At 64.1% G+C, this 17,590-nt stretch carries 17 protein-coding genes and 2 tRNA genes; 5 read left to right on the top strand and 14 right to left on the bottom strand.

Annotated features, from left to right (window positions below):
- Window positions 1–12 precede the first annotated feature (12 nt).
- The 9 genes from OA2633_RS14410 to OA2633_RS14370 all read right to left on the bottom strand — a co-directional run bounded on the left by OA2633_RS14410 (window position 13) and on the right by OA2633_RS14370 (window position 7,307).
- On the bottom strand, window positions 13–675 hold the full coding sequence (locus OA2633_RS14410) for an energy transducer TonB (RefSeq protein ID WP_009803314.1): 663 nt from the start codon (window positions 673–675) through the stop codon (window positions 13–15).
- 207 nt (window positions 676–882) lie between these two features.
- Complete coding sequence (locus tag OA2633_RS14405) at window positions 883–2,415, bottom strand: tetratricopeptide repeat protein (protein WP_009803313.1); 1,533 nt, start codon at window positions 2,413–2,415, stop codon at window positions 883–885.
- A 59-nt stretch (window positions 2,416–2,474) separates the two neighbouring features.
- Window positions 2,475–3,092, bottom strand: coding sequence for an energy transducer TonB (locus tag OA2633_RS14400; protein ID WP_009803312.1), 618 nt, complete (start codon window positions 3,090–3,092; stop codon window positions 2,475–2,477).
- Between the two features lie 9 nt (window positions 3,093–3,101).
- Window positions 3,102–3,506 (bottom strand): biopolymer transporter ExbD, encoded by a 405-nt coding sequence (locus OA2633_RS14395; RefSeq protein WP_009803311.1) that lies wholly within the window; start codon window positions 3,504–3,506, stop codon window positions 3,102–3,104.
- Window positions 3,507–3,529: 23 nt separating this feature from the next.
- On the bottom strand, window positions 3,530–3,940 hold the full coding sequence (locus OA2633_RS14390; RefSeq protein ID WP_009803310.1) for a biopolymer transporter ExbD: 411 nt from the start codon (window positions 3,938–3,940) through the stop codon (window positions 3,530–3,532).
- Between the two features lie 3 nt (window positions 3,941–3,943).
- Window positions 3,944–4,465: a MotA/TolQ/ExbB proton channel family protein gene (locus tag OA2633_RS14385; RefSeq protein WP_009803309.1), complete on the bottom strand. Its 522-nt coding sequence runs from the start codon at window positions 4,463–4,465 to the stop codon at window positions 3,944–3,946.
- Between the two features lie 12 nt (window positions 4,466–4,477).
- Window positions 4,478–5,875 carry a MotA/TolQ/ExbB proton channel family protein gene (locus tag OA2633_RS14380; protein ID WP_009803308.1) on the bottom strand — a complete coding sequence of 466 codons (1,398 nt, stop codon included), beginning with the start codon at window positions 5,873–5,875 and terminating at the stop codon, window positions 4,478–4,480.
- A gap of 22 nt (window positions 5,876–5,897) precedes the next feature.
- Complete coding sequence (locus OA2633_RS14375; RefSeq protein WP_241760717.1) at window positions 5,898–6,659, bottom strand: DUF3450 domain-containing protein; 762 nt, start codon at window positions 6,657–6,659, stop codon at window positions 5,898–5,900.
- Between the two features lie 573 nt (window positions 6,660–7,232).
- Window positions 7,233–7,307 (bottom strand) — tRNA-Gln (locus OA2633_RS14370).
- 150 nt (window positions 7,308–7,457) lie between these two features.
- Between OA2633_RS14370 and OA2633_RS14365 the strand changes: the two genes are divergently transcribed.
- Window positions 7,458–7,534: transfer RNA gene (locus tag OA2633_RS14365), tRNA-Pro, on the top strand.
- A gap of 210 nt (window positions 7,535–7,744) precedes the next feature.
- The gene (locus OA2633_RS14360) at window positions 7,745–9,532 is read left to right on the top strand and encodes a S49 family peptidase (RefSeq protein ID WP_040613761.1); all 1,788 of its coding nucleotides are present in this window, start codon (window positions 7,745–7,747) and stop codon (window positions 9,530–9,532) included.
- Here OA2633_RS14360 and OA2633_RS14355 read toward each other — a convergent pair.
- Window positions 9,529–10,923 carry a DUF3667 domain-containing protein gene (locus tag OA2633_RS14355; RefSeq protein WP_009803305.1) on the bottom strand — a complete coding sequence of 465 codons (1,395 nt, stop codon included), beginning with the start codon at window positions 10,921–10,923 and terminating at the stop codon, window positions 9,529–9,531. The two genes, OA2633_RS14360 and OA2633_RS14355, sit on opposite strands and share 4 nt — an antisense overlap.
- A 23-nt stretch (window positions 10,924–10,946) precedes the next feature.
- The gene (locus OA2633_RS14350) at window positions 10,947–12,566 is read right to left on the bottom strand and encodes a peptide ABC transporter substrate-binding protein (RefSeq protein WP_009803304.1); all 1,620 of its coding nucleotides are present in this window, start codon (window positions 12,564–12,566) and stop codon (window positions 10,947–10,949) included.
- Window positions 12,567–12,764: 198 nt separating this feature from the next.
- Here OA2633_RS14350 and OA2633_RS15625 point away from each other — a divergent pair, with 198 nt between their 5' ends.
- Window positions 12,765–13,379, top strand: coding sequence for a hypothetical protein (locus OA2633_RS15625; protein WP_009803303.1), 615 nt, complete (start codon window positions 12,765–12,767; stop codon window positions 13,377–13,379).
- A 72-nt stretch (window positions 13,380–13,451) separates the two neighbouring features.
- On the opposite strand, the gene OA2633_RS14340 is transcribed toward OA2633_RS15625, so the two are convergent.
- The 3 genes from OA2633_RS14340 to OA2633_RS14330 all read right to left on the bottom strand — a co-directional run bounded on the left by OA2633_RS14340 (window position 13,452) and on the right by OA2633_RS14330 (window position 15,624).
- Complete coding sequence (locus OA2633_RS14340; RefSeq protein WP_009803302.1) at window positions 13,452–14,357, bottom strand: ABC transporter permease subunit; 906 nt, start codon at window positions 14,355–14,357, stop codon at window positions 13,452–13,454.
- Window positions 14,357–15,289: an ABC transporter permease subunit gene (locus tag OA2633_RS14335; protein ID WP_009803301.1), complete on the bottom strand. Its 933-nt coding sequence runs from the start codon at window positions 15,287–15,289 to the stop codon at window positions 14,357–14,359. Before OA2633_RS14335 ends, OA2633_RS14340 begins: the two co-directional genes overlap by 1 nt.
- Window positions 15,290–15,423: 134 nt before the next feature.
- Window positions 15,424–15,624 carry a hypothetical protein gene (locus OA2633_RS14330; protein WP_009803300.1) on the bottom strand — a complete coding sequence of 67 codons (201 nt, stop codon included), beginning with the start codon at window positions 15,622–15,624 and terminating at the stop codon, window positions 15,424–15,426.
- Between the two features lie 134 nt (window positions 15,625–15,758).
- On the opposite strand from OA2633_RS14330, the gene OA2633_RS14325 reads away from it, so the two are divergent.
- Both OA2633_RS14325 and OA2633_RS14320 read left to right on the top strand, forming a co-directional pair.
- Window positions 15,759–16,688 (top strand): hypothetical protein, encoded by a 930-nt coding sequence (locus OA2633_RS14325; RefSeq protein ID WP_009803299.1) that lies wholly within the window; start codon window positions 15,759–15,761, stop codon window positions 16,686–16,688.
- A 1-nt stretch (window position 16,689) separates the two neighbouring features.
- Entirely contained in the window at window positions 16,690–17,589 is a 900-nt protein-coding gene (locus tag OA2633_RS14320; RefSeq protein ID WP_009803298.1) for an MBL fold metallo-hydrolase, read from the top strand.
- Window position 17,590 lies beyond the last annotated feature (1 nt).

The following is a 17,590-nucleotide window of genomic DNA, read 5'->3' as shown; positions in this document are numbered from 1 at the left end:
GTGACAAGCGGGTCACCCCTCTTCGAGATTGAACACCAGGGTCGTCTCCACGCCGCGATTGACGATCTGGTCAGGCGCCGCGGCGCCGACTGTTTCATGACGCCAGCGCTCGACCGCGGCGAGGCTCGCCCGGGCGAAGCCGGTGCTGTCGCACGCGACGACCTGAAGGTTCACGGTCGCGCCAGAGGCCAGAATGTCATAGCGAATGGTGCATCGCCCCGTGACGCCGCGCTCGAGCTCACGTCCGGGATAGACAGGCGGCACGCGGATGGAGAGCGGCGTCGGCGCCAGCGCCACGCTTCCCAGCTCCGCCTCGATCACAGGCTCCGCCATGACCGGCGCGGAGGCATAGGTCATCCCGTCCTCTCCCGGACGCTCAGCGGCGGTTCTTTCGATCACGGGCGGGGCCGGCAGAGGCTCGACCGCCTCCAGCACCGGACGTTCGGTTCGAGTGACGGGCAGCGGGACCACAACCTCTGAAATCGTGAAGGTCTCGCGGTCCGGCGGTTCCGGCAATCGGATCAGCTCCACATGGATCAGCACCTTCATGAGCACGAACAGGGCGAAGGTGATGATGACCGCCAGACTGGCGGCCGTGATCCATCGCGCAGCGGCCGAAACGGCCTGCTGACGGGACGGCAGGGATGGTGAGGACGTGAGAGGCAAGGCGGTCATGGCGAACTCCCCGAATGATGCGGGGCGGCCTGAGGCTCTGTTCCCCGCGAACCTTGCGAGGCTGTAATGTGAATGCGGCGAAAACCGGGCCTTTTCCCGCTCAAAGCGTGACGCGACGTTCGACCATCGTCTCAGGCGAGTCCGGTTTGACGCAAAGAAAAACCCCGGCGCGGTACGCCGGGGTTTTCCAGTCGGTTGCAGAAGCGATTAGCCTTCAGCCGCCGCGGCGTCAGCTTCACGCTGGGCCTGGGCCGCAGCCGCTTCCTCGTCAGTCATGCCCGCTTCACGGATCTGTTCGCCGTAGACATTGTAGTACGGCTCGCAGCGTTCCGGGATCGATTCAAACCGCACGCGGCCTTCATCATCCACAGAACCGGTCAGGACGATCTGGCGACGTTCCGCATCCAGGGTCAGGCGGCATTCGTCGATGACGATCTGCTCCTGCTGGACCCGGCGACGCTCTTCACCTTCGATCTGGGCGGTGATCCAGCGGATCCAGCCATTGGAGCTGGACCGGGTGCTGGGATAGCGCGCGCCTTCACGGAAGGCGGCCAGCGCCCCCTGGCGGTTGCCCTGACGGAACCGGGCGGTGCCCAGAAGCTCCCAGGCCTTGCCGGTATCGCTGAGACCGCCGCGATCGATGGCCGTCTCGAAGGCGGATTCCGCCGCTGCGAAATTGTTCAGCGAGAAGTTCGCCTCAGCCAGACGCAGTGCGGTTTCGCCATTGCCCTGCAGTTGGGACAGACGCTCGAGCACCGGAATGGCCCGCTCAAACTCGGACGCCTGACGCCACATATTGGCCAGGAGTTCGAGATTGCGCTGATTGGACTCGATCCGGCCCGCATTCATCTCACGCTCCAGAATGGAGGCGCCGCGATACGGGTTCTCGAAATAGCTGTAGTACTGCACCAGGCGGATCAGCTCGTTCTCTTCCCGGAACAGGCCGTTCAGATACATGAGCTTGTTGGCTTCAAACGCATTGGTCGCGTCATCCTGCTGCGCGTAGAGCGCAACCAGGTTCTGCCAGCCCTGACGGGCGCCCGGATAGGCGGAGAGGTATTCCCGGATGACCCGCAGCTGATCGCTGGTGCGATCGAGTTGCCGGTAGAAGTAGAACATCAGGTTGAAGTCCTGCTCCGTCTTGTCCGGGGTGTTGTTGTAGAAGATTTCCGCATAGCGAACCCCGTCCCGCAGACGCTCGGCCTGCAGATACGCCTGAGCCACCGTCTTGGCGAAGCTCGGGGTCAGTTCCGCGCCGGCCTGGATGGCCAGTTCGAACTGACGGATCGCCTGGTCGGTCTGTTCCTGCACCAGATAGAGCTGGCCCAGAGCCGTCCGGATGGAAATGGTTTCATCCGTGGTGGTGGCGCCGGTGTTCAGCGCCGCCTCGAAGTCACGGATCGCCAGGTCCAGGCGGTCATCCTGAAAGTATGCCCGAGCCCGGAGCTGGAGAACCACAAACCGTTCATACGGGCTGAGTCCGTCCCGCGCCGCGAGCTCGTTCATGATGCGAAGAACACAGGCATTGTCGTCCGCGTCCTGACACTCCTGCGCGGCAAGCACCTGCTCGCCCACAGCAGCCGTCAGCACCCGGCCTTCAACCTGTTCTTCATCGTCATTGTTACGACGGCGTTGCGCCTCGGAAGGCGCAGCGATCGCAAAGGCCAGAAGGCCGGCTATGGCGACGACGCCCAGTGACCGGACCAAGCTGGCGGGGTTGAAAGTCTCGTTCAGAGTCATTGTCTCTCTCCCGGTGTCGGCGCACCGCCCTCGCTGAGGAGTTTGGTGCGCCGCACTGCTTAGTCAGCCAGCTGGTAGTCGAGGCGCGTCTGCACGCCGCGACGCCACACAGCATTGCCGTTCTGGATCTTCGGCTCGTACCGCCAGCGTTCCACGGCCCGTACGGAGGAGCGTTCGAACAGCGAGCTGGAGCAATCCAGCGCGATGATGTTCGTCGGCGTCCCGTCCGGGGTCACGTCGAACTGCATCAGGCAGTACCCTTCCGTGCCGCGCTCGGCCGCCCGGGGCGGGTATTGCGGCGGAATGCGGACCATCGGCTGGGCGTCACGGTCGGACACGTCAAAGCTGACGTCGCCGCTGCCCAGGTCCGGAGCGTCGAATTCCGGGATTTCACCGGCGATGGTGTTCATGTCCTCGGACGGAGCCTCGGCCACCTGACGCTCGATCTGAGGCGGCGGGGGCGGAGGTTCGACGTCGTTCACGTCATCCATCGTCACTTCGCGCTGACGGACCTGCAGATCTTCCACTTCCTCGGAAATGGAGATGCGCAGCTCGTCACCAGCCTCTTCGATCTGGACCTCTTCGGTCAGGATCAGACGCTGCATCAGCATGAAGAGCAGGAAGGTGATCACGGCGGCGATCGGCACGCCGACGAGAAGACGGATTAAGCTAGCCATCGCGTCCTCCTATCCTTCCTCGGTTGAGATTTTGACGGGGATATCCATGTCCATGAGCAGTTCCTGGATATCGAGAACCGTACCGGCCGGCGCGCCAAGATCACCCTGGATCATGGCTTCGGCGCGGGGGTTCTCCTCCCGGAGCTGTTCGAACACGTTACGAAGCTGCGCGAGCTCGTAAACGTCCCCATCCACGTAGATTTCGTCATTGGCCGATACGGCCACGAGCAGGGTCGGCTTCTCGCGTTCCTGAAGTTGGGTTTCAGGACGTTCGACTTCGATCCCCGGCTCTTTAACGAACACGGCTGTCACGATGAAGAAGATGAGCAGGATGAACACGACGTCGAGCATCGGCGTCATGTCCAGCTGGACCTCTTCATCATCTCCCAGCACGCGGCTTTGTCGGCGAGCCATAGCTTGTCTCCTCTCCCGATCCGTTATCCCTCGCCGCCTTCGGCGCGAGTGATTGAAACGGGAATGCTGTTCGCCTTCATCTCATCCCAGATCAGCACGATCGTGCCGTGACGAGCTTCGTCAGCGACTTCGATCAGCACTGCGGAGTCAGGCTGTTCAGCCCGAATCCGGGACACAGCCGCCAGAACCCGCAATTCACTGGTGGGTTCCTGGTTGACGAAGACCTGATTGCGGTCGTTCACCTGGACCAGGATCACAGGATTGCTTTCAGAAGGCGGCGTATCCGAAGGAGGCGGCGGGCGCATGTCGACGCCCTGCTCCTGCAGGAATGTGGCGGTGACGATGAAGAAGATGAGTAGGATGAAGACGATGTCCAACATCGGCGTCATGTCGATGTCGGCCTGATCGTTTCCGCGTTTTGAACGTCTACGCATGGCCTAGTCCACCTCCAGCTCGTCTGCGAGTTCATGGACCTTCTGTTTGGCCATGCGCTCGATCTGGTTGGAGAAAAGCAGTCCGGACAAGGAAGCGACCATGCCCGCCATGGTCGGGATGGTGGCGCGAGCCACCCCTGCCGACATGGCGCGAGCATCGGATGAGCCGGAGATCGACATGACGTCGAACACCGAGACCATCCCGGTCACTGTGCCCAGCAGACCAAAGAGGGGAGCGACCGCGACAAGCGTCTTGATCAGTTCCACATTCTGGTCGGCCTTGGCCTTAACTTCGCTAATGAGCTGATCCCGGATGGCGTGGGCGTGCCAGGAATGGTGATCGCTGCGCGCGCCCCATTCCTGTCTTGCCCGATCGGCTGCGCCCTTATGAGCGAAACCGAAATACGCCAGACGTTCCAGGATAAACGCCCACATCACGAAGGTCAGGGCCATGATCCAGGTCAGGATCGGACCACCGCGTTCCAGGAACTCCTGGAGACCTGTGAGGGCGCCTGAAATATCCATAGGTCTGTTTCCTTAACCTGCGGATTTCTCTTCGGCGTGACGGGCGATGATGCCAGCAGCTTGTTCTTCCAGGGTCTGCTGTGCGCCACGAGCGAAGCTGGCGGCGAACGAGTGGATGAACAGGAGCGGGATCGCCGCGATCAGACCGGACACCGTGGTCACCAGGGCCTCGGAGATGCCGCCCGCCATGATGCGGGGATCGCCGGTGCCGAAGAGGGTGATCTGGGTGAAGGTCCGGATCATGCCGGTCACGGTGCCGAGCAGGCCGAGCAGCGGAGCCACGGCGGCCGCCAGCTTGATGAAGTTCAGGCCGAATTCGAGCTTCGGAGTCTCGCGAAGGATGGCTTCGTCGATCTTCAGCTCGATGGTTTCGGTCGGACGGTCCTTGACCTCTTCATACGCCAGCATGATGCGGCCCAGCGGGTTGGAGTTCGACGCGGTCGAACGACGCTTCTGGGCGTTGATCGCCGAGTTGGTCAGCAGCAGGCTCACCAGACGGAACAGACCGAACACGGCGGAGAAGATCAGCAGGACGGCGATGATCTTGGCGACGATGCCGCCTTGCTCGAAGCGCTCGGACAGGCTCGGCACGTCACGATAGATGCGCAGCAGCGCGCCACGGGACGGGTCGACCGGACCGGAGACGATTTCGCCCGGCTCGGCATTGATCAGGTTGGACGCCGCGCTCAGCAGACGGGCCGGGGGCTGACGCTCCAGGTTGGCCAGACGATAACCCGCCGCAGCGTTGTTCTCGTCGGAGGTCCACTGCACGTAGACCGGGCCGCCGTCATCAGCCATGGCGATGAACGGACCCACGCGGGTCACGGCCACCGGCTGACCTTCGTTCAGGCCCAGCACGCGGGTGTTGAAGGTGGTGACTTCAGCCTGGCCGCGCATCTCGTTGAGAACGGTCTGCCAGATGGAGTCCAGCTCGTAGCGTTCCGGCAGGGTGCGGCTCTGCGCCAGATCCTGCAGCGGCTCGGCGCGGCCCGGATACTGAGCGGACACCAGGGACGCTTCGATGGTGGAGCCGAATTCGCCGGCCGCCTGACGGGCGGCGCCGAACAGTTCGCCGAAGGCGCCCTGGGCTTCACGCAGCTGAGCGTCGAGCTCGGCGATCTGCTGGTCGTTGGCGTCGAACTGCTCCTGCAGACGCGCGGACTGGGCCTCGAGGGACGCCAGTTCGTTGCGGGCCTGGCTAAGCAGGGCGGCCTGACGGTCGCGCTCGGAGCGGAACTCCTGCAGGCGACGCTGGTTCTCCGCCTGCGCGTCGCGGCTGTCTTCACGGACGCGCTCGAGCAGTTGGGAAATGGAAGAGACCGGTTCGCGGTCGGCTTGTGCGAAGGCCGGAGCCGACGCCGCACCGGCGATCAGCGAGACGGCCGCAATCGAGGTAAGAATGCGTTTCATCGTAAGGATCTCCCGTCTCAAACTATTGCGCCGTCGGGCCCGGCAGCGGGGCCTCGAAGACTTCCGGGGTGGTCACTTCGTTCGCGATCCGGAAGGCGCGCTGAACGTTGGACGCCATGGAGGACGGAACCGGACGCCAGGTCTGGTTGTCGTGGGTCATGATGGCGAGATCGTCGCCAACCTGACGGATCATGGCCACACGGCCGATCTGCAGGATGTTGGCTTCCTGCGGCACGCCGTCGACGAGCACTTCTTCCGAATAGGCGTTCAGTGAACGGCCATAGGCGGATTCAATCTCGAAAGCGTTCAGCAGCAGGCGATACTTCTCGGCCGGAGACACGTTGGCCTCGCCCAGAACTTCGCGAATGTTGTCCAGACGCTGGGTGCGCTGGTCGAGACGGAACGGCAGGTCCGACGCGATGAAGTCTTCCAGCTCGTTGAACATCTGGAGCATCATCGGGGCCAGGTCGACCTCGATGTTGCCCACGCGCTCGAGCTGGCTTTGCAGACCGGCGAGCTCGTTTTCCTGCGAGCGCAGGAACACGTTCTGCTGCGCGATGAACACGCGCTGGGATTCGATCTGCTCACGAACCGCAAGATATTCGCGTTCCGCGTTGTCGGCGGCGTCCGCCAGCGTGTTGATCTGCTCCTGAGCGCGAGCGCCGTCCTGAGTGGACTGACGCGCCACTTCAAGCGCTCGGTCGAGCTGCGCATGCGCAGCGCCCGCAACAACGAGCGCGGCGGCGCTCGCCGCAAGCGTCGTGCGGATTCCTTTGAACGTCATGGACATATTTTGCCTCACAGTAGCCGGCGCGATCACAATGACTGCGCGCTCCGTTTCCCTCGCTTAATCGGTGCGCCGATCGTCTCCGCGACGGCATCGGCCCCCCAAAACACAAATACCGCGGCGCACCGCGCGATGATCCCTGAACCTCAGGGACCAATAAACAGTAAACGAGACCGACGTCATGGGACGTCGCCCTCATCAGATAACGCGGCGTGGTCCGCCGTCTCAATAGTTTGGTTGAACGCTAGCACCGGCTGAGTTCGCCAATCAACCGCTCAAACACGAAGCCCCCTGTCCCCAACGGGCGCCGCTTAAGCTTCTAGCGAGGGTCCATCATGGTTTTACGACGATGTTCCATATTACCGGATCGTCAGAAATCGCCTGTGAATCAAAGGCGATTTGACGCACCCGCAAATTCCGGGCGCGGTTTCGAGCGCGCTTGAAAATCGCCCGCGACATTAACTGCAATTGCCTGAAAGAGTGACGTTCCGAGCCCTCGCGTGGCCCAATGGCAACGCGAATCCGACCGCGACGCGGCGTAATATTCTCATACGGAGCAAGGAAAAAGGTTGGCTGGGGCGCCAGGATTCGAACCTGGGAATGGCGGTACCAAAAACCGCTGCCTTACCACTTGGCGACGCCCCAACCGGGTGACCGCTTGGTCACGGGCCGCGGTATTTATCCCGGCCCGCGGCAGGATGCAACGGCTCTGCTGCACTTTCATCAGCTGCATTCCAGCTGCGAAGATATCATTGCCTTTTTCCGGGGCTTCGGTCTATAAGCCCGGCCTCGGTTCGGAGTATAGCTCAGCCTGGTAGAGCACTGTCTTCGGGAGGCAGGGGTCGCAGGTTCAAATCCTGCTACTCCGACCATCTATTTCCCGCCCTGTTTACAGGACATGCGCGCCCTCCTTCGGAAGGCGCGTTTTTGTTTGTCCTGACCGTCTGAGTCGCCTGCGGGCCACACTGGCCCGGCAACCGCCCCGCCCCGGCGCCGCCCCTGTCGACCCGCGACTCACGCTTCGTTAAGGTTCAGGCAAGGTTCTAAGGGGGGGGCATGCAGGTCAGGCCTGCATGGCGGGCATGAAACAGTTCTGGCTTACAGTCTTCGGGTCCATTGTCGGCGTGATCGCCGGCGCGCTGATCTGCATCACTTTCCTGATTTTCCTGATCGGCGGACTGATCGGCGCCGCGCTTGAAGACGCCGGCGACGCCGCCCTGACCTCGCCGGGCCGCAATATGGTCCTGACTATTGATCTCAGGACGCCGCGGCTCGACCAGCCCTCCGCATCTCCCTTCGCCTTCGCTGAACCGCTTTCCATGGTGGAGCTGTCCCGGGCGCTGGAGCACGCCCGGACGGATTCGCGCGTGTCCGCCGTCTTCGTGCGCGCCAACACGCTGAGCCTGCCCGCCGCCCAGGCGGAGGAGATCAGCGCCCTTCTGGCGGCGCTGTCGGACGCCGGCAAGCCGGTGATCGCGCATGCCCAGGGGTTCGAGGGCGGCTCTGTCCTGCCCTATCTGGCCGTGGGCGGGGCCGACGAGATCTGGATGCAGGACACCGCCAGCTTCACGGCGGTCGGCCTGGCGGTCGAAACCCTGTTTCTGGGCGGCCTTTTCGAGCAGTTCGGCGTGGAGCCACAGATGATCCAGCTGCATGAATACAAGAACGCCGCCGATACGCTGACCCGGGACGGGTATACCGACGCCCATCGCGAAGCCACGCTGAGCTGGCTGGGCTCGATCTATGAGGTCGCGCTTGAAACCATCGCCCCGGCGCGCGGTCTGGAGGTTGAAACCCTGCGCAGCCGCCTCGAGGCGGGCCCCTATTCCGCGGAAGAGGCGCTGGATCTGGGTCTGATCGACCGGCTTGGACATGCCGCCGAGGCCCGCCAGAGCGTGCTCGACCGGGCCGGGTCCGGATCCTCCCTCGTCGAGATTGCAGTCTATCACCGCCAGATGACCCCGCCCGCCGCGCCGCAGGCGCCGGTCATCGCCCTCATCGAAGCCCAGGGCGACATTGTCACCGGCGCGTCCGAGGCCGGGTTCGGCGCTGTCAGCGTGGGCGGGGACACTCTCGCGGACGCCCTCGACGCCGCCGCCCGGGCCCCGGACGTGGCCGCCATCATCCTGCGGATCGATTCGCCCGGCGGCTCACCCATCGCCTCTGACCAGATCTGGGACGCCGTCATGCGCGCCCGCCAGTCCGGCACGCCCGTGATCGCCTCGATGGGCGCGATGGCGGCGTCGGGCGGGTATTACATCGCCGCGCCCGCTGACCGGATCATCGCCAACGCCTCCACCCTGACCGGGTCGATCGGCATGTTTGGCGGCAAGTTCGTGATTGACGAAGCGCTGGGCCGGGTCGGCCTCAATCTCGAGCCGCTGCATGTGGGCGGCGAATACGCCCTCGCCCAGTCCGTCTCCCAGCCCTGGAGCGAAGCCCAGGAGGCCGGCTATCGCGCGCTGGCCGAGGATGTCTATGAGGACTTCACCCGCAGGGCGGCTGAAGGGCGGGACCTGCCGCTGGCGCGCATCCAGACCCTTGCCCGGGGCCGGGTCTGGACCGGTCGTCAGGCGCTGGAGCTGGGCCTGGTCGACGAGATTGGCGGGTTCGACGCTGCGCTCGCAAGCGCCCAGGAGCTGGCCGGTCTGAGCGCAAACCAGCCGGTGCGCCTGAAGCGATACCCGGCCCGGCCCGACGGGCTGGAGGCCCTGCAGGCCCTTCTGGGCGTCAGCGTCGAGGGGGTGGAAAGCGCCGCCGCGCTGAACCGGCTGATCCGGAGCCCGCAAGCTCAGGCGCTGTTGCGCGCCCAGTCTCGCCTGGAGGCTGAAGAAGCCAGCCTGACCGCGCCGCAGGAGGCGCCCCGCTAGCCCAGGATCGCGCCCAGCAGGAAGACGGCGAACAGGCCCAGCATGAGCACGAAGCCGTACATCATGGTCAGGACGATCGTGCGCACGACGGACTGGAAGCGGCCGCGCTCATAGACCACGCGATGCAGCTTGTAGAGATAGGCGTTGGAATAGCAGATCATCGCGAAGGTGGCCCAACCCGCGCCGATCAGCAGACTCGCCTTGCTCAGGATCGCCATGGACAGGAACAACGCGGCATGAAAATGCAGCGATACGATCATGTGATCATAGAGATAGAAGCCGCGCCGCCAAGCATAGACCAGGCCCAGCAGCAGCGCATAGACCGGCACCATCACGAACATGACCCGCGGCACCCAGTCGACCGCGGATTCCAGCCAGTCTCCCGGATCGTTGGCCACATGGGCGAAGCGCTGTCCCAGATACCGGCGCAATTCCAGGGGCCAGACCGTCTGCGGCGCCGGCTCGCCGAAATCCTCCGGCGCGAAGAAGCGTTCGATCCGCTCTCCGTTCACTGACAGGTCGAGCGGACCGCTGCCCTCATCGCCCCCCTCGCCCGTCATGGGCTCTGCCCCTGTCACGACAATGTCTCCCGCCTCGGGAGGCGGGTTTTCCGTCAGGGCGAGCTTGTCCTCGAAGCTGAGGGCGAGCGGATCGGGGACGGGAGGCGCGAATCCGGCTTCAGCCGTCTTCTCAAGGGGGTCGAGCCGCTCGGCCCCGCCGGGGATTTTGGGGCCATAGGGCGTCAGATGGGTGATCTCGGCGCCTTCCCCCTCTTCCCCGAGCCGCACACCCATCATGCCCAGCGTGTTGAAGGTGGCCAGCGCACGCTCGGCGTCTTCTTCAGACATTGTGCCCGCCGCCACCTGATCGTCGATCGCGGCGCGCGCTTCATTCATGCCACGGGCGGCCGCTTCCTGCCCGGTCTCGGCGTTGTTCCAGCCTTCGCGCATGTCGCTGGCCGCCTGATCGAAGCCCGAATTCAGCGGGACGAGCAGGAAGAAGATCAGCGAGGCGATGATGTAGACCCGGAAGGGCGGCATGTAGCGCATGCGCCGGCCCTTCAGGAAGGACCGCGTCACGCGACCCGGAAACAGCAGCAAGGCCGGGATCGTCCGGGCGACGCGACCGTCCAGAGCGAAGAGCCCTTCGATGATTTCCGAGAACAGGCCGCGGACCGGACGGTGGTATTCATCGTCGACCTGGCCGCACATATGGCAGACCGGGCCTTCCAGCCTGGTCTCGCAATTGGCGCACACCCCCTCGGGAGTGTCCGCGCGCAGGACGGCCGGGCGGGAGGGGCGGCGACGCGCGGATCCGCGGCCGGCCGCAACTCCCATGGCGATGGCGTGGTCGGCGACGACTTGCGCCGAAGGGTCAAAATTGTCGCTCACACGCCCCCCAGCCCTGACGCGGTCTAGCCTGCGTCAGCCTTGCACAGATAACGGGTGCGGTGAATGTGGGTCAGATTGTCTTCCCACCCCGTGACATTCGGGTTCACCAGCGCCTTGTTCACGTAATAGACGATCGGCATGTACGGGCTCTCGTCGAGCAGGATCTGCTCGGCGTCCGACAGCAGGTCGCCGCGTTCCTCGGCGTCCAGCGTCCGGTTGGCCTGCTCGACCAGCGCGTCATATTCGGGGTTGGACCAGCGCGCATAGTTCATCGGCACCGAATCCGTCTCGCCCAGGAACAGGAAGTTGTAGGCGTCATTGTAATCGCCGATCCAGCCGCCATCGCCCAGGGTGTAGTCCCCGGCTCGCAGATTGGCGTAGTGGATCTGGGTCTCGATGCCGACGATTTCAGGCTGCACCCAATCGGCGATCAGCGACCAGTCCTGCTGGACCACCGGCGCCACGCGCGGATTGTCGCCCGTCGTGCGGTGGGAATATTCAAAGCGCAGCGGATTGTTCGGGCCGTACCCCGCTTCGGTCAGCAGCTCGCGCGCCATCTCGCGGCGTTCTTCCACCGGGATCTCCTCCCAGGTCACCCGCGCATCGCCCGGATAGCCGTTCACGCCCGGCGGCACGAAGGAATAGGCCGGAATCTGGCCGGCGCGCAGGATGTCGGTGGCGATGAAGTCGCGATCGACCGCCATTGACAGCGCATTGCGCACGCGCGGATCGTCGAAGGGCGGCTCGGTGGTGTTGAACGCAAAATAGACGATGCCGAGATAGGGGTGCACGCGGACATAGTCCGGGATTTCACGCTGCAGGAATTCGAGATTCTGGCCGGCGAACTCGGTGTTCAGGTCCAGCTCGCCATTGCGCACGCGGCGCTCGGCGGCGGGATTGTCCACGGTCGGATAGTAGAACACCTCGTCCACGCAGACATTGGCGTTGTCCCAGAACAGCGGGTTGCGCTCGACATACACGAAGTCGTTCGCGCGCCAGTTCACCAGCTTGTAGGGACCATTGGTGACGATGTTCTGCGGCTGGACCCAGGCGTCGCCATACTGCTCCACCACGTGCTGGGGCACGGGGAAGGTGGTGTAGTGGGTCAGAAGGCCCGGCAGATAGGGCGCCGGAAATTCCAGGTCGATGCGCAGGGTGTGGTCGTCAATGGCGGTGACGCCCAGCTCTTCAGGCGGCAGTTCGCCGGAATTGACCAGACGCGCATTGCGGATCGGGTACAGAAGCGAGGCGTAGTTCGCGAGGGTCGCCGGGTCGAGAATGCGGCGGAAGGCGTATTCGAAGTCAGACGCCGTGACCGGCTCGCCATCGCTCCACACCGCGTCGCGCAGGGTGAAGGTCCAGCTCAACCCGTCCTCGGTGACGTCCCAGTCGGTCGCCATGCCCGGAACCGGCTCGGCGGCGGCGTTCTCGGTAAACAGGCCGATGAACATGTCGCCGATGATATTGTTTTCCCAGGTGCCCGACGCCTTGTGCGGGTCGAGCGTCAGCGGTTCGGCCACATTGCCCCGGTGCAGCACGACCAGATCACTGTCAGCATTGTCGCCGCCTCCTCCGCATGCGGTGAGAGCGAGCGCGGATGCGCCTGCCGCCAGAAGTAGGCTCAGCTTACGAGTGATGGTCATTATGATCAGGCTCCCCAGAGATCTGTTTTCGCTTCTGCGTGCAATTGACCGCGTTCCATAGCATCATCGCGTCGAGATGATGCTGAACCTAGCTGCCTTGCCCAGTCAATTCACCGGGTGATGTAAGCGCTATGGTTGACGCCTTCTTAATTTCCTAGGGAAATGGGTGAGAATTCAAGTGAAAATCGGACACGAGACATGCATCTGAGACCGCTGGCCGCCGCTTTTGTCCTGCTGGGCGCAGGTTTTCCGGCCCTGGCGCAGGATGTTCGCACCGATTCCGACACCCTCAACAGCCTGCTCGCCTGCCGCGCGATCGGCGATGACGCGGCCCGGCTCGCCTGTCAGGACGAACAGCTCGACGCGCTGGCGCAGGCGACCGAGGCCGGCCGGGTGGTGGTGGTCGAGCGCCAGGCGCTGCGGCAGGTGGAGCGCGAGGGCTTTGGTCTGAACCTGCCCAGCATGGGGCGCCTGGGCGCTTTCCTGCGCGGGTCGGACGCCGAACGGGTCGCCGCGGCGGACAGCGAGACCTTCGAGGATGGCAGCATCGCCACCTATAACGCGGAAGGGTCTCTGGAAGCCCTGACCGGCCTGCCGGTCGAGACGGTGGAGCGGGTGCGCGGCAAGCTGCGCGTCACGCTCGCCAACGGCCAGGTCTGGGCCCAGACCGATTCCACCCGCCTGCCGACGATTTCCGACCGCGATGTGCGCAATGGTCTGACCGCCGAGATCGAAAGCGGGCTGATGGGCGCCCATTTCATGAGCCTGAGCAGCAATACCCGCCGCCGGTTCCGCGCCGAACGCATCCGCTAGCCGGACGGGGCGCAAGAAAAAAGCGGCGCTGATCCAGCGCCGCTTTTGCATGTCCGGGTCTGTCCGGGCGGTCTATCGATCCTTGGGATCGATGGCGTCGCGCAGACCGTCGCCGATGAAGTTGAAGCAGAACAGCGTCAGCATCATGGTCAGGGCGGGGAAGATCAGCGTCCAGGGCGCGATTTCCATATCGCGCGCGCCGTTCGAGATCAGATTGCCCAGCGAGGTCAGCGGCTCCTGCACGCCAAGGCCCAGGAAGCTCAGGAAGCTTTCCGCCAGGATCACCACCGGAATGGTCAGCGTCACATAGACCACCACCGGTCCCAGCACGTTGGGCACGATATGGCGGCGGATGATGGCGCCCTGGGACACGCCGGCGGCATGGGCCGCCTCGACGAATTCCATGCTCTTGAGCGCAATGGTCTGACCGCGCACGATCCGCGCCATGGTCAGCCATTCCACCGCCCCGATGGCGACGAAGATGAGGATGATGTTCCGCCCGAACACCACCATCAGGATGATGACGAAGAAGATGAAGGGCAGCGAATACAGAATGTCGACCACGCGCATCATCAGCTGGTCGAGCTTGCCCCCGACAAAGCCGGCGATCGCGCCCCAGGTCACCCCGATCAGCAGCGATACGAAGGTCGCCACCACGCCCACCATCAGGGACATGCGCAAGCCCACGAGCACGCGGGCGAACAGGTCGCGCCCCTGGGCGTCCGTGCCGAAGATGTGCAGGTCCGTCAGGGTCGGGGCGATCTGCACCTTGTCGCGATAGATGAAGGTGCTGTCGTGCACCCAAATCAGCGGGCCGACCAGCGCCAGAAGGACGAGAACGCCCAGCAGGATCAGGCTGGCCACCGCCGCCTTGTTGCGCAGCAGGCGCGTGCGCGCGTCATCCCAGAGCGAGCGGCCCTTGACGGCGCTCTGTTCCATCAGCTCGGCTTTTTCTTGCGGCGTGGAGGTCAGAACCATCAGTCGAACTTCACTTTGGGATTGAGCACCGCATACAGCAGGTCCGCAATCAGATTGAGAAGGATGATCAGGCTGGCGTAGAGGATCACGACCCCCATCACCACGGTATAGTCGCGCTGCAGCGCGGCGAAGACGAACTGTCGCCCGACGCCCGGCAGGGAGAAGACCTGTTCGATGACGATGGAGCCGGTCAGCAGCGCAGCGGTCGCCGGACCCAGATAGCTCACCAGCGGCAGGATCGCGGCGCGCAGGGCGTGACGTGTGATCACGGCGAACGGGCTCAGACCCTTGGCGCGCGCGGTGCGGATGAAGTTGGAGCGGATCACCTCGATCATGCTCGCCCGCATCAGGCGCGAGATGATGGCGATCTGCGGCAGGGCCAGGGTCACCACCGGCAGGATCAGGCGCTCCAGCGTCATGCCATGCCTTGGATCGAGACCGCCCGAGGGCAGCCAGCCCAGATAGATGCCGATGACCAGCGCCAGAATGGGTCCCACCACAAAGGGCGGGATAACGATGCCCACTGTGGCGAAGCCGACCACCCCGTAATCTGCAGCCGTGTTTTGCCTGAGCGCGGCTATGGATCCGAGCGCGGTGCCCACAATCACCGCCAGCGCCATGGACAGAAGCCCCACGGTGGCGGAAACCGGAAAGCCTTCGGAGATGATCTGGGCGACGGTCTTGTCGCGGAATTTCAGCGACGGGCCCAGATCGAACTGCGCCAGATCGACCAGATAATCGAGATATTGCTTGGCGACCGGCTGGTCCATTCCATAGCTCGCCAGCAGGTTCTGACGCGTCTGTTCCGGCATGGGACGCTCAAGATCGAACGGCCCGCCGGGCGCAAAGCGCATCATGAAGAACGCCAGCGTGATGATCACCAGCAGGGTGGGGATCGCAACGAGAATACGGCGGGCGATGTAACCGATCATGGGGCGCTTTTTGACATCTGGATGAAGACCGCTTTGTGGGCGTTACACTCTATCGGATCAAGGACGACCCGCAGTCAGCAACATTTAGAATTGTTTTTCAACAACTTCTCTGTGAACACATAGTCTATGCCGGGTCAGTTTTTGTCCGGACTTTGAGCGCGTTCAGCGTTTGAATCACGCACGATATCCGCTCCCGCATGAACCGGTCCTGACTGAACCGGCCCGGTCGCAGGCGGCTCGAGTCCCAGTTTGAGACACCCGATCACCACCGCCGCCATCACCAGAAGGCGCATGCGGCGGCTGACGAAAACGCTGGCGGCGTTCAGGCGTGTCATGGCGGCGGTCCTCGGCGGCGTCTCAAGGGCGGACACGAAAGCGTGACGCAAAAAGCGCGCCGGTGTGATCAGGCGTGAATTGCGCCCCTCCGGTGGCGCGGTATCGTGTAACCGGAATCGAGAGGGGCAGCTCTATGACGACGACCGCCTGGTGGCGCGACTTTCATCTGGACGGACATGTGGTGCAGGTCAGAAAGACCGGCGCCCGCATCCCGATAGATGGCGGGATCGTTTCTGAATGCGTGGCCTGGCTCGGCTATCATGCCCGCATCGAACTGGCGCGACGCTCCGTGCCGTCAGACGGGCCGCGAGTGTGGTTCACCCCGGACCGGCCGCGCCCCTGGTATCTGATCTGGCCGGTCGTGCAGCTGGCCGGCCTGCAGATGGCGGCCTCGCCCGAGGCGGCGGATCTGGTCTTCAGCTTCGAGGATGTGACCTGTGTCCCCGAAGCCGCCCCCTCTGCGCGCCCGCATCTGAACGCGCACTGCCTGGACACCTCCAAATCCCGGGTCGCCGCCGTTTTTGAAGCCGTCAGCGGACGCGCCCTGGCCGTGGACCCCGCACGCTGGGCCGGACCGATGGCGGTGAAGTCCGAAACCAACGGCGCCCATGACGGGCGCGTGCTGACCGGGCCGGTCGCGCCCGAACCCGGTCTCGCCTATCAACGCCTGATCGACAATGTCGCGGAAGACGGCTGCGTCGAGGATTTGCGTTGCCCCTCGGTGGGCGGCGAGGTTCCGGTCGTGTTTCTCAAGCGGCGTCCCCTGGAAGACCGTTTCGCCAATCACAACAGCGAAGTGCGCCTGCTGGATCCTGACGCCGTCTTTACGCCCGAGGAACGCGACCTGATCCGCCGCTTCTGCGCCGGGATGCGCCTGGACTGGGGCGGCATAGACGTCCTGCGCGACCGCAAGACCTCTGATCTGTGGATCGTGGATGTGAACAAGACCGATATGGGCCCGCCCATCGCCCTGCCGATGGCGGACAAACTCAAGGCGACCCGCACGCTGGCGCACGCCTTGCGCGCCCATGTGGACGCCCGCCTGACCTCTGTGGAGACCTGATATGAGCGCCATCCCCTTCGTGCGAGACTTTGATTTCGAATACGGGCGCTGTAACCGGATGAGCCCGCGCATCCGCCGGGTCATCGCCCCCAATCCGGGCAGTTTCACCTTCACCGGCACCGGCGTGTTCATCATCGGGACCGGCGAGGTCGCCGTTCTGGATCCCGGTCCGGCCATGCCTGAACACGAGGCCGCGCTGGACGCCGCCCTGAAGGGCGAGCGGGTCAGCCATGTCTTCGTCACCCACCATCATCTCGACCATTCCCCCCTCGCCCACACGCTGGCGCAAAAGCATGGCTGCAAGGTCCATGGCCGCATGCCGAAGGTCACCGAACCGGAAGGCGGCGAGGTGCGCATGGAGGCGGGCGATGATCTGGGCTTCCGCCCGGATGTGCAGATCGAGGATGGCGACGTCTTCACCGGTCCGGACTGGACGCTGACGGCGCTCCACACCCCGGGGCACACCTCCAATCATCTGTGCTATGCGCTGAAAGAGGAGAACGCCCTGTTCTCGGGCGATCATGTGATGGGCTGGTCCACGTCTGTCGTCAGCCCGCCCGATGGGTCCATGAGTGATTACATGGCTCAGCTGCGGCGCATCCGGCTGATGGATTTCGACACGATCTGGCCCACCCACGGCCCCCAGATCACCGACACGAAGCCCTTTCTGGACGCCTATATCGCGCACCGTGAAAACCGCGAGGCCCAGGTGCTCAAACAGCTCGAGAACGGCCAGACCACCATCAAGGCGATGGTCTCGGTGATGTACGCCGATGTGGACAAGCGCCTGCACCCGGCCGCGGCCCATTCGGTGCTGGCGCACATGATCCATCTGGTGGAGCAGGGCAAGGCGGTCTGCGAGGGCGCGCCGGGGCTGGACACCCGCTACGCCCTCGCCTGAT

Source organism: Oceanicaulis sp. HTCC2633 (genome assembly GCF_000152745.1).
Taxonomy (GTDB): Bacteria; Pseudomonadota; Alphaproteobacteria; order Caulobacterales; family Maricaulaceae; genus Oceanicaulis.
This window is presented reverse-complemented; position numbering and strand designations above follow the sequence as displayed.

Excerpts from the sequence above, each read along its gene's own strand:
- OA2633_RS14410 (WP_009803314.1), bottom strand. The coding sequence starts at position 675 with ATGACCGCCTTGCCTCTCACGTCCTCACCATCCCTGCCGTCCCGTCAG.
- OA2633_RS14405 (WP_009803313.1), bottom strand. The coding sequence starts at position 2,415 with ATGACTCTGAACGAGACTTTCAACCCCGCCAGCTTGGTCCGGTCACTG.
- OA2633_RS14400 (WP_009803312.1), bottom strand. The coding sequence starts at position 3,092 with ATGGCTAGCTTAATCCGTCTTCTCGTCGGCGTGCCGATCGCCGCCGTG.
- OA2633_RS14395 (WP_009803311.1), bottom strand. The coding sequence starts at position 3,506 with ATGGCTCGCCGACAAAGCCGCGTGCTGGGAGATGATGAAGAGGTCCAG.
- OA2633_RS14390 (WP_009803310.1), bottom strand. The coding sequence starts at position 3,940 with ATGCGTAGACGTTCAAAACGCGGAAACGATCAGGCCGACATCGACATG.
- OA2633_RS14385 (WP_009803309.1), bottom strand. The coding sequence starts at position 4,465 with ATGGATATTTCAGGCGCCCTCACAGGTCTCCAGGAGTTCCTGGAACGC.
- OA2633_RS14380 (WP_009803308.1), bottom strand. The coding sequence starts at position 5,875 with ATGAAACGCATTCTTACCTCGATTGCGGCCGTCTCGCTGATCGCCGGT.
- OA2633_RS14375 (WP_241760717.1), bottom strand. The coding sequence starts at position 6,659 with ATGACGTTCAAAGGAATCCGCACGACGCTTGCGGCGAGCGCCGCCGCG.
- OA2633_RS14360 (WP_040613761.1), top strand. The coding sequence starts at position 7,745 with ATGAAACAGTTCTGGCTTACAGTCTTCGGGTCCATTGTCGGCGTGATC.
- OA2633_RS14350 (WP_009803304.1), bottom strand. The coding sequence starts at position 12,566 with ATGACCATCACTCGTAAGCTGAGCCTACTTCTGGCGGCAGGCGCATCC.
- OA2633_RS15625 (WP_009803303.1), top strand. The coding sequence starts at position 12,765 with ATGCATCTGAGACCGCTGGCCGCCGCTTTTGTCCTGCTGGGCGCAGGT.
- OA2633_RS14340 (WP_009803302.1), bottom strand. The coding sequence starts at position 14,357 with ATGGTTCTGACCTCCACGCCGCAAGAAAAAGCCGAGCTGATGGAACAG.
- OA2633_RS14335 (WP_009803301.1), bottom strand. The coding sequence starts at position 15,289 with ATGATCGGTTACATCGCCCGCCGTATTCTCGTTGCGATCCCCACCCTG.
- OA2633_RS14330 (WP_009803300.1), bottom strand. The coding sequence starts at position 15,624 with ATGACACGCCTGAACGCCGCCAGCGTTTTCGTCAGCCGCCGCATGCGC.
- OA2633_RS14325 (WP_009803299.1), top strand. The coding sequence starts at position 15,759 with ATGACGACGACCGCCTGGTGGCGCGACTTTCATCTGGACGGACATGTG.
- OA2633_RS14320 (WP_009803298.1), top strand. The coding sequence starts at position 16,690 with ATGAGCGCCATCCCCTTCGTGCGAGACTTTGATTTCGAATACGGGCGC.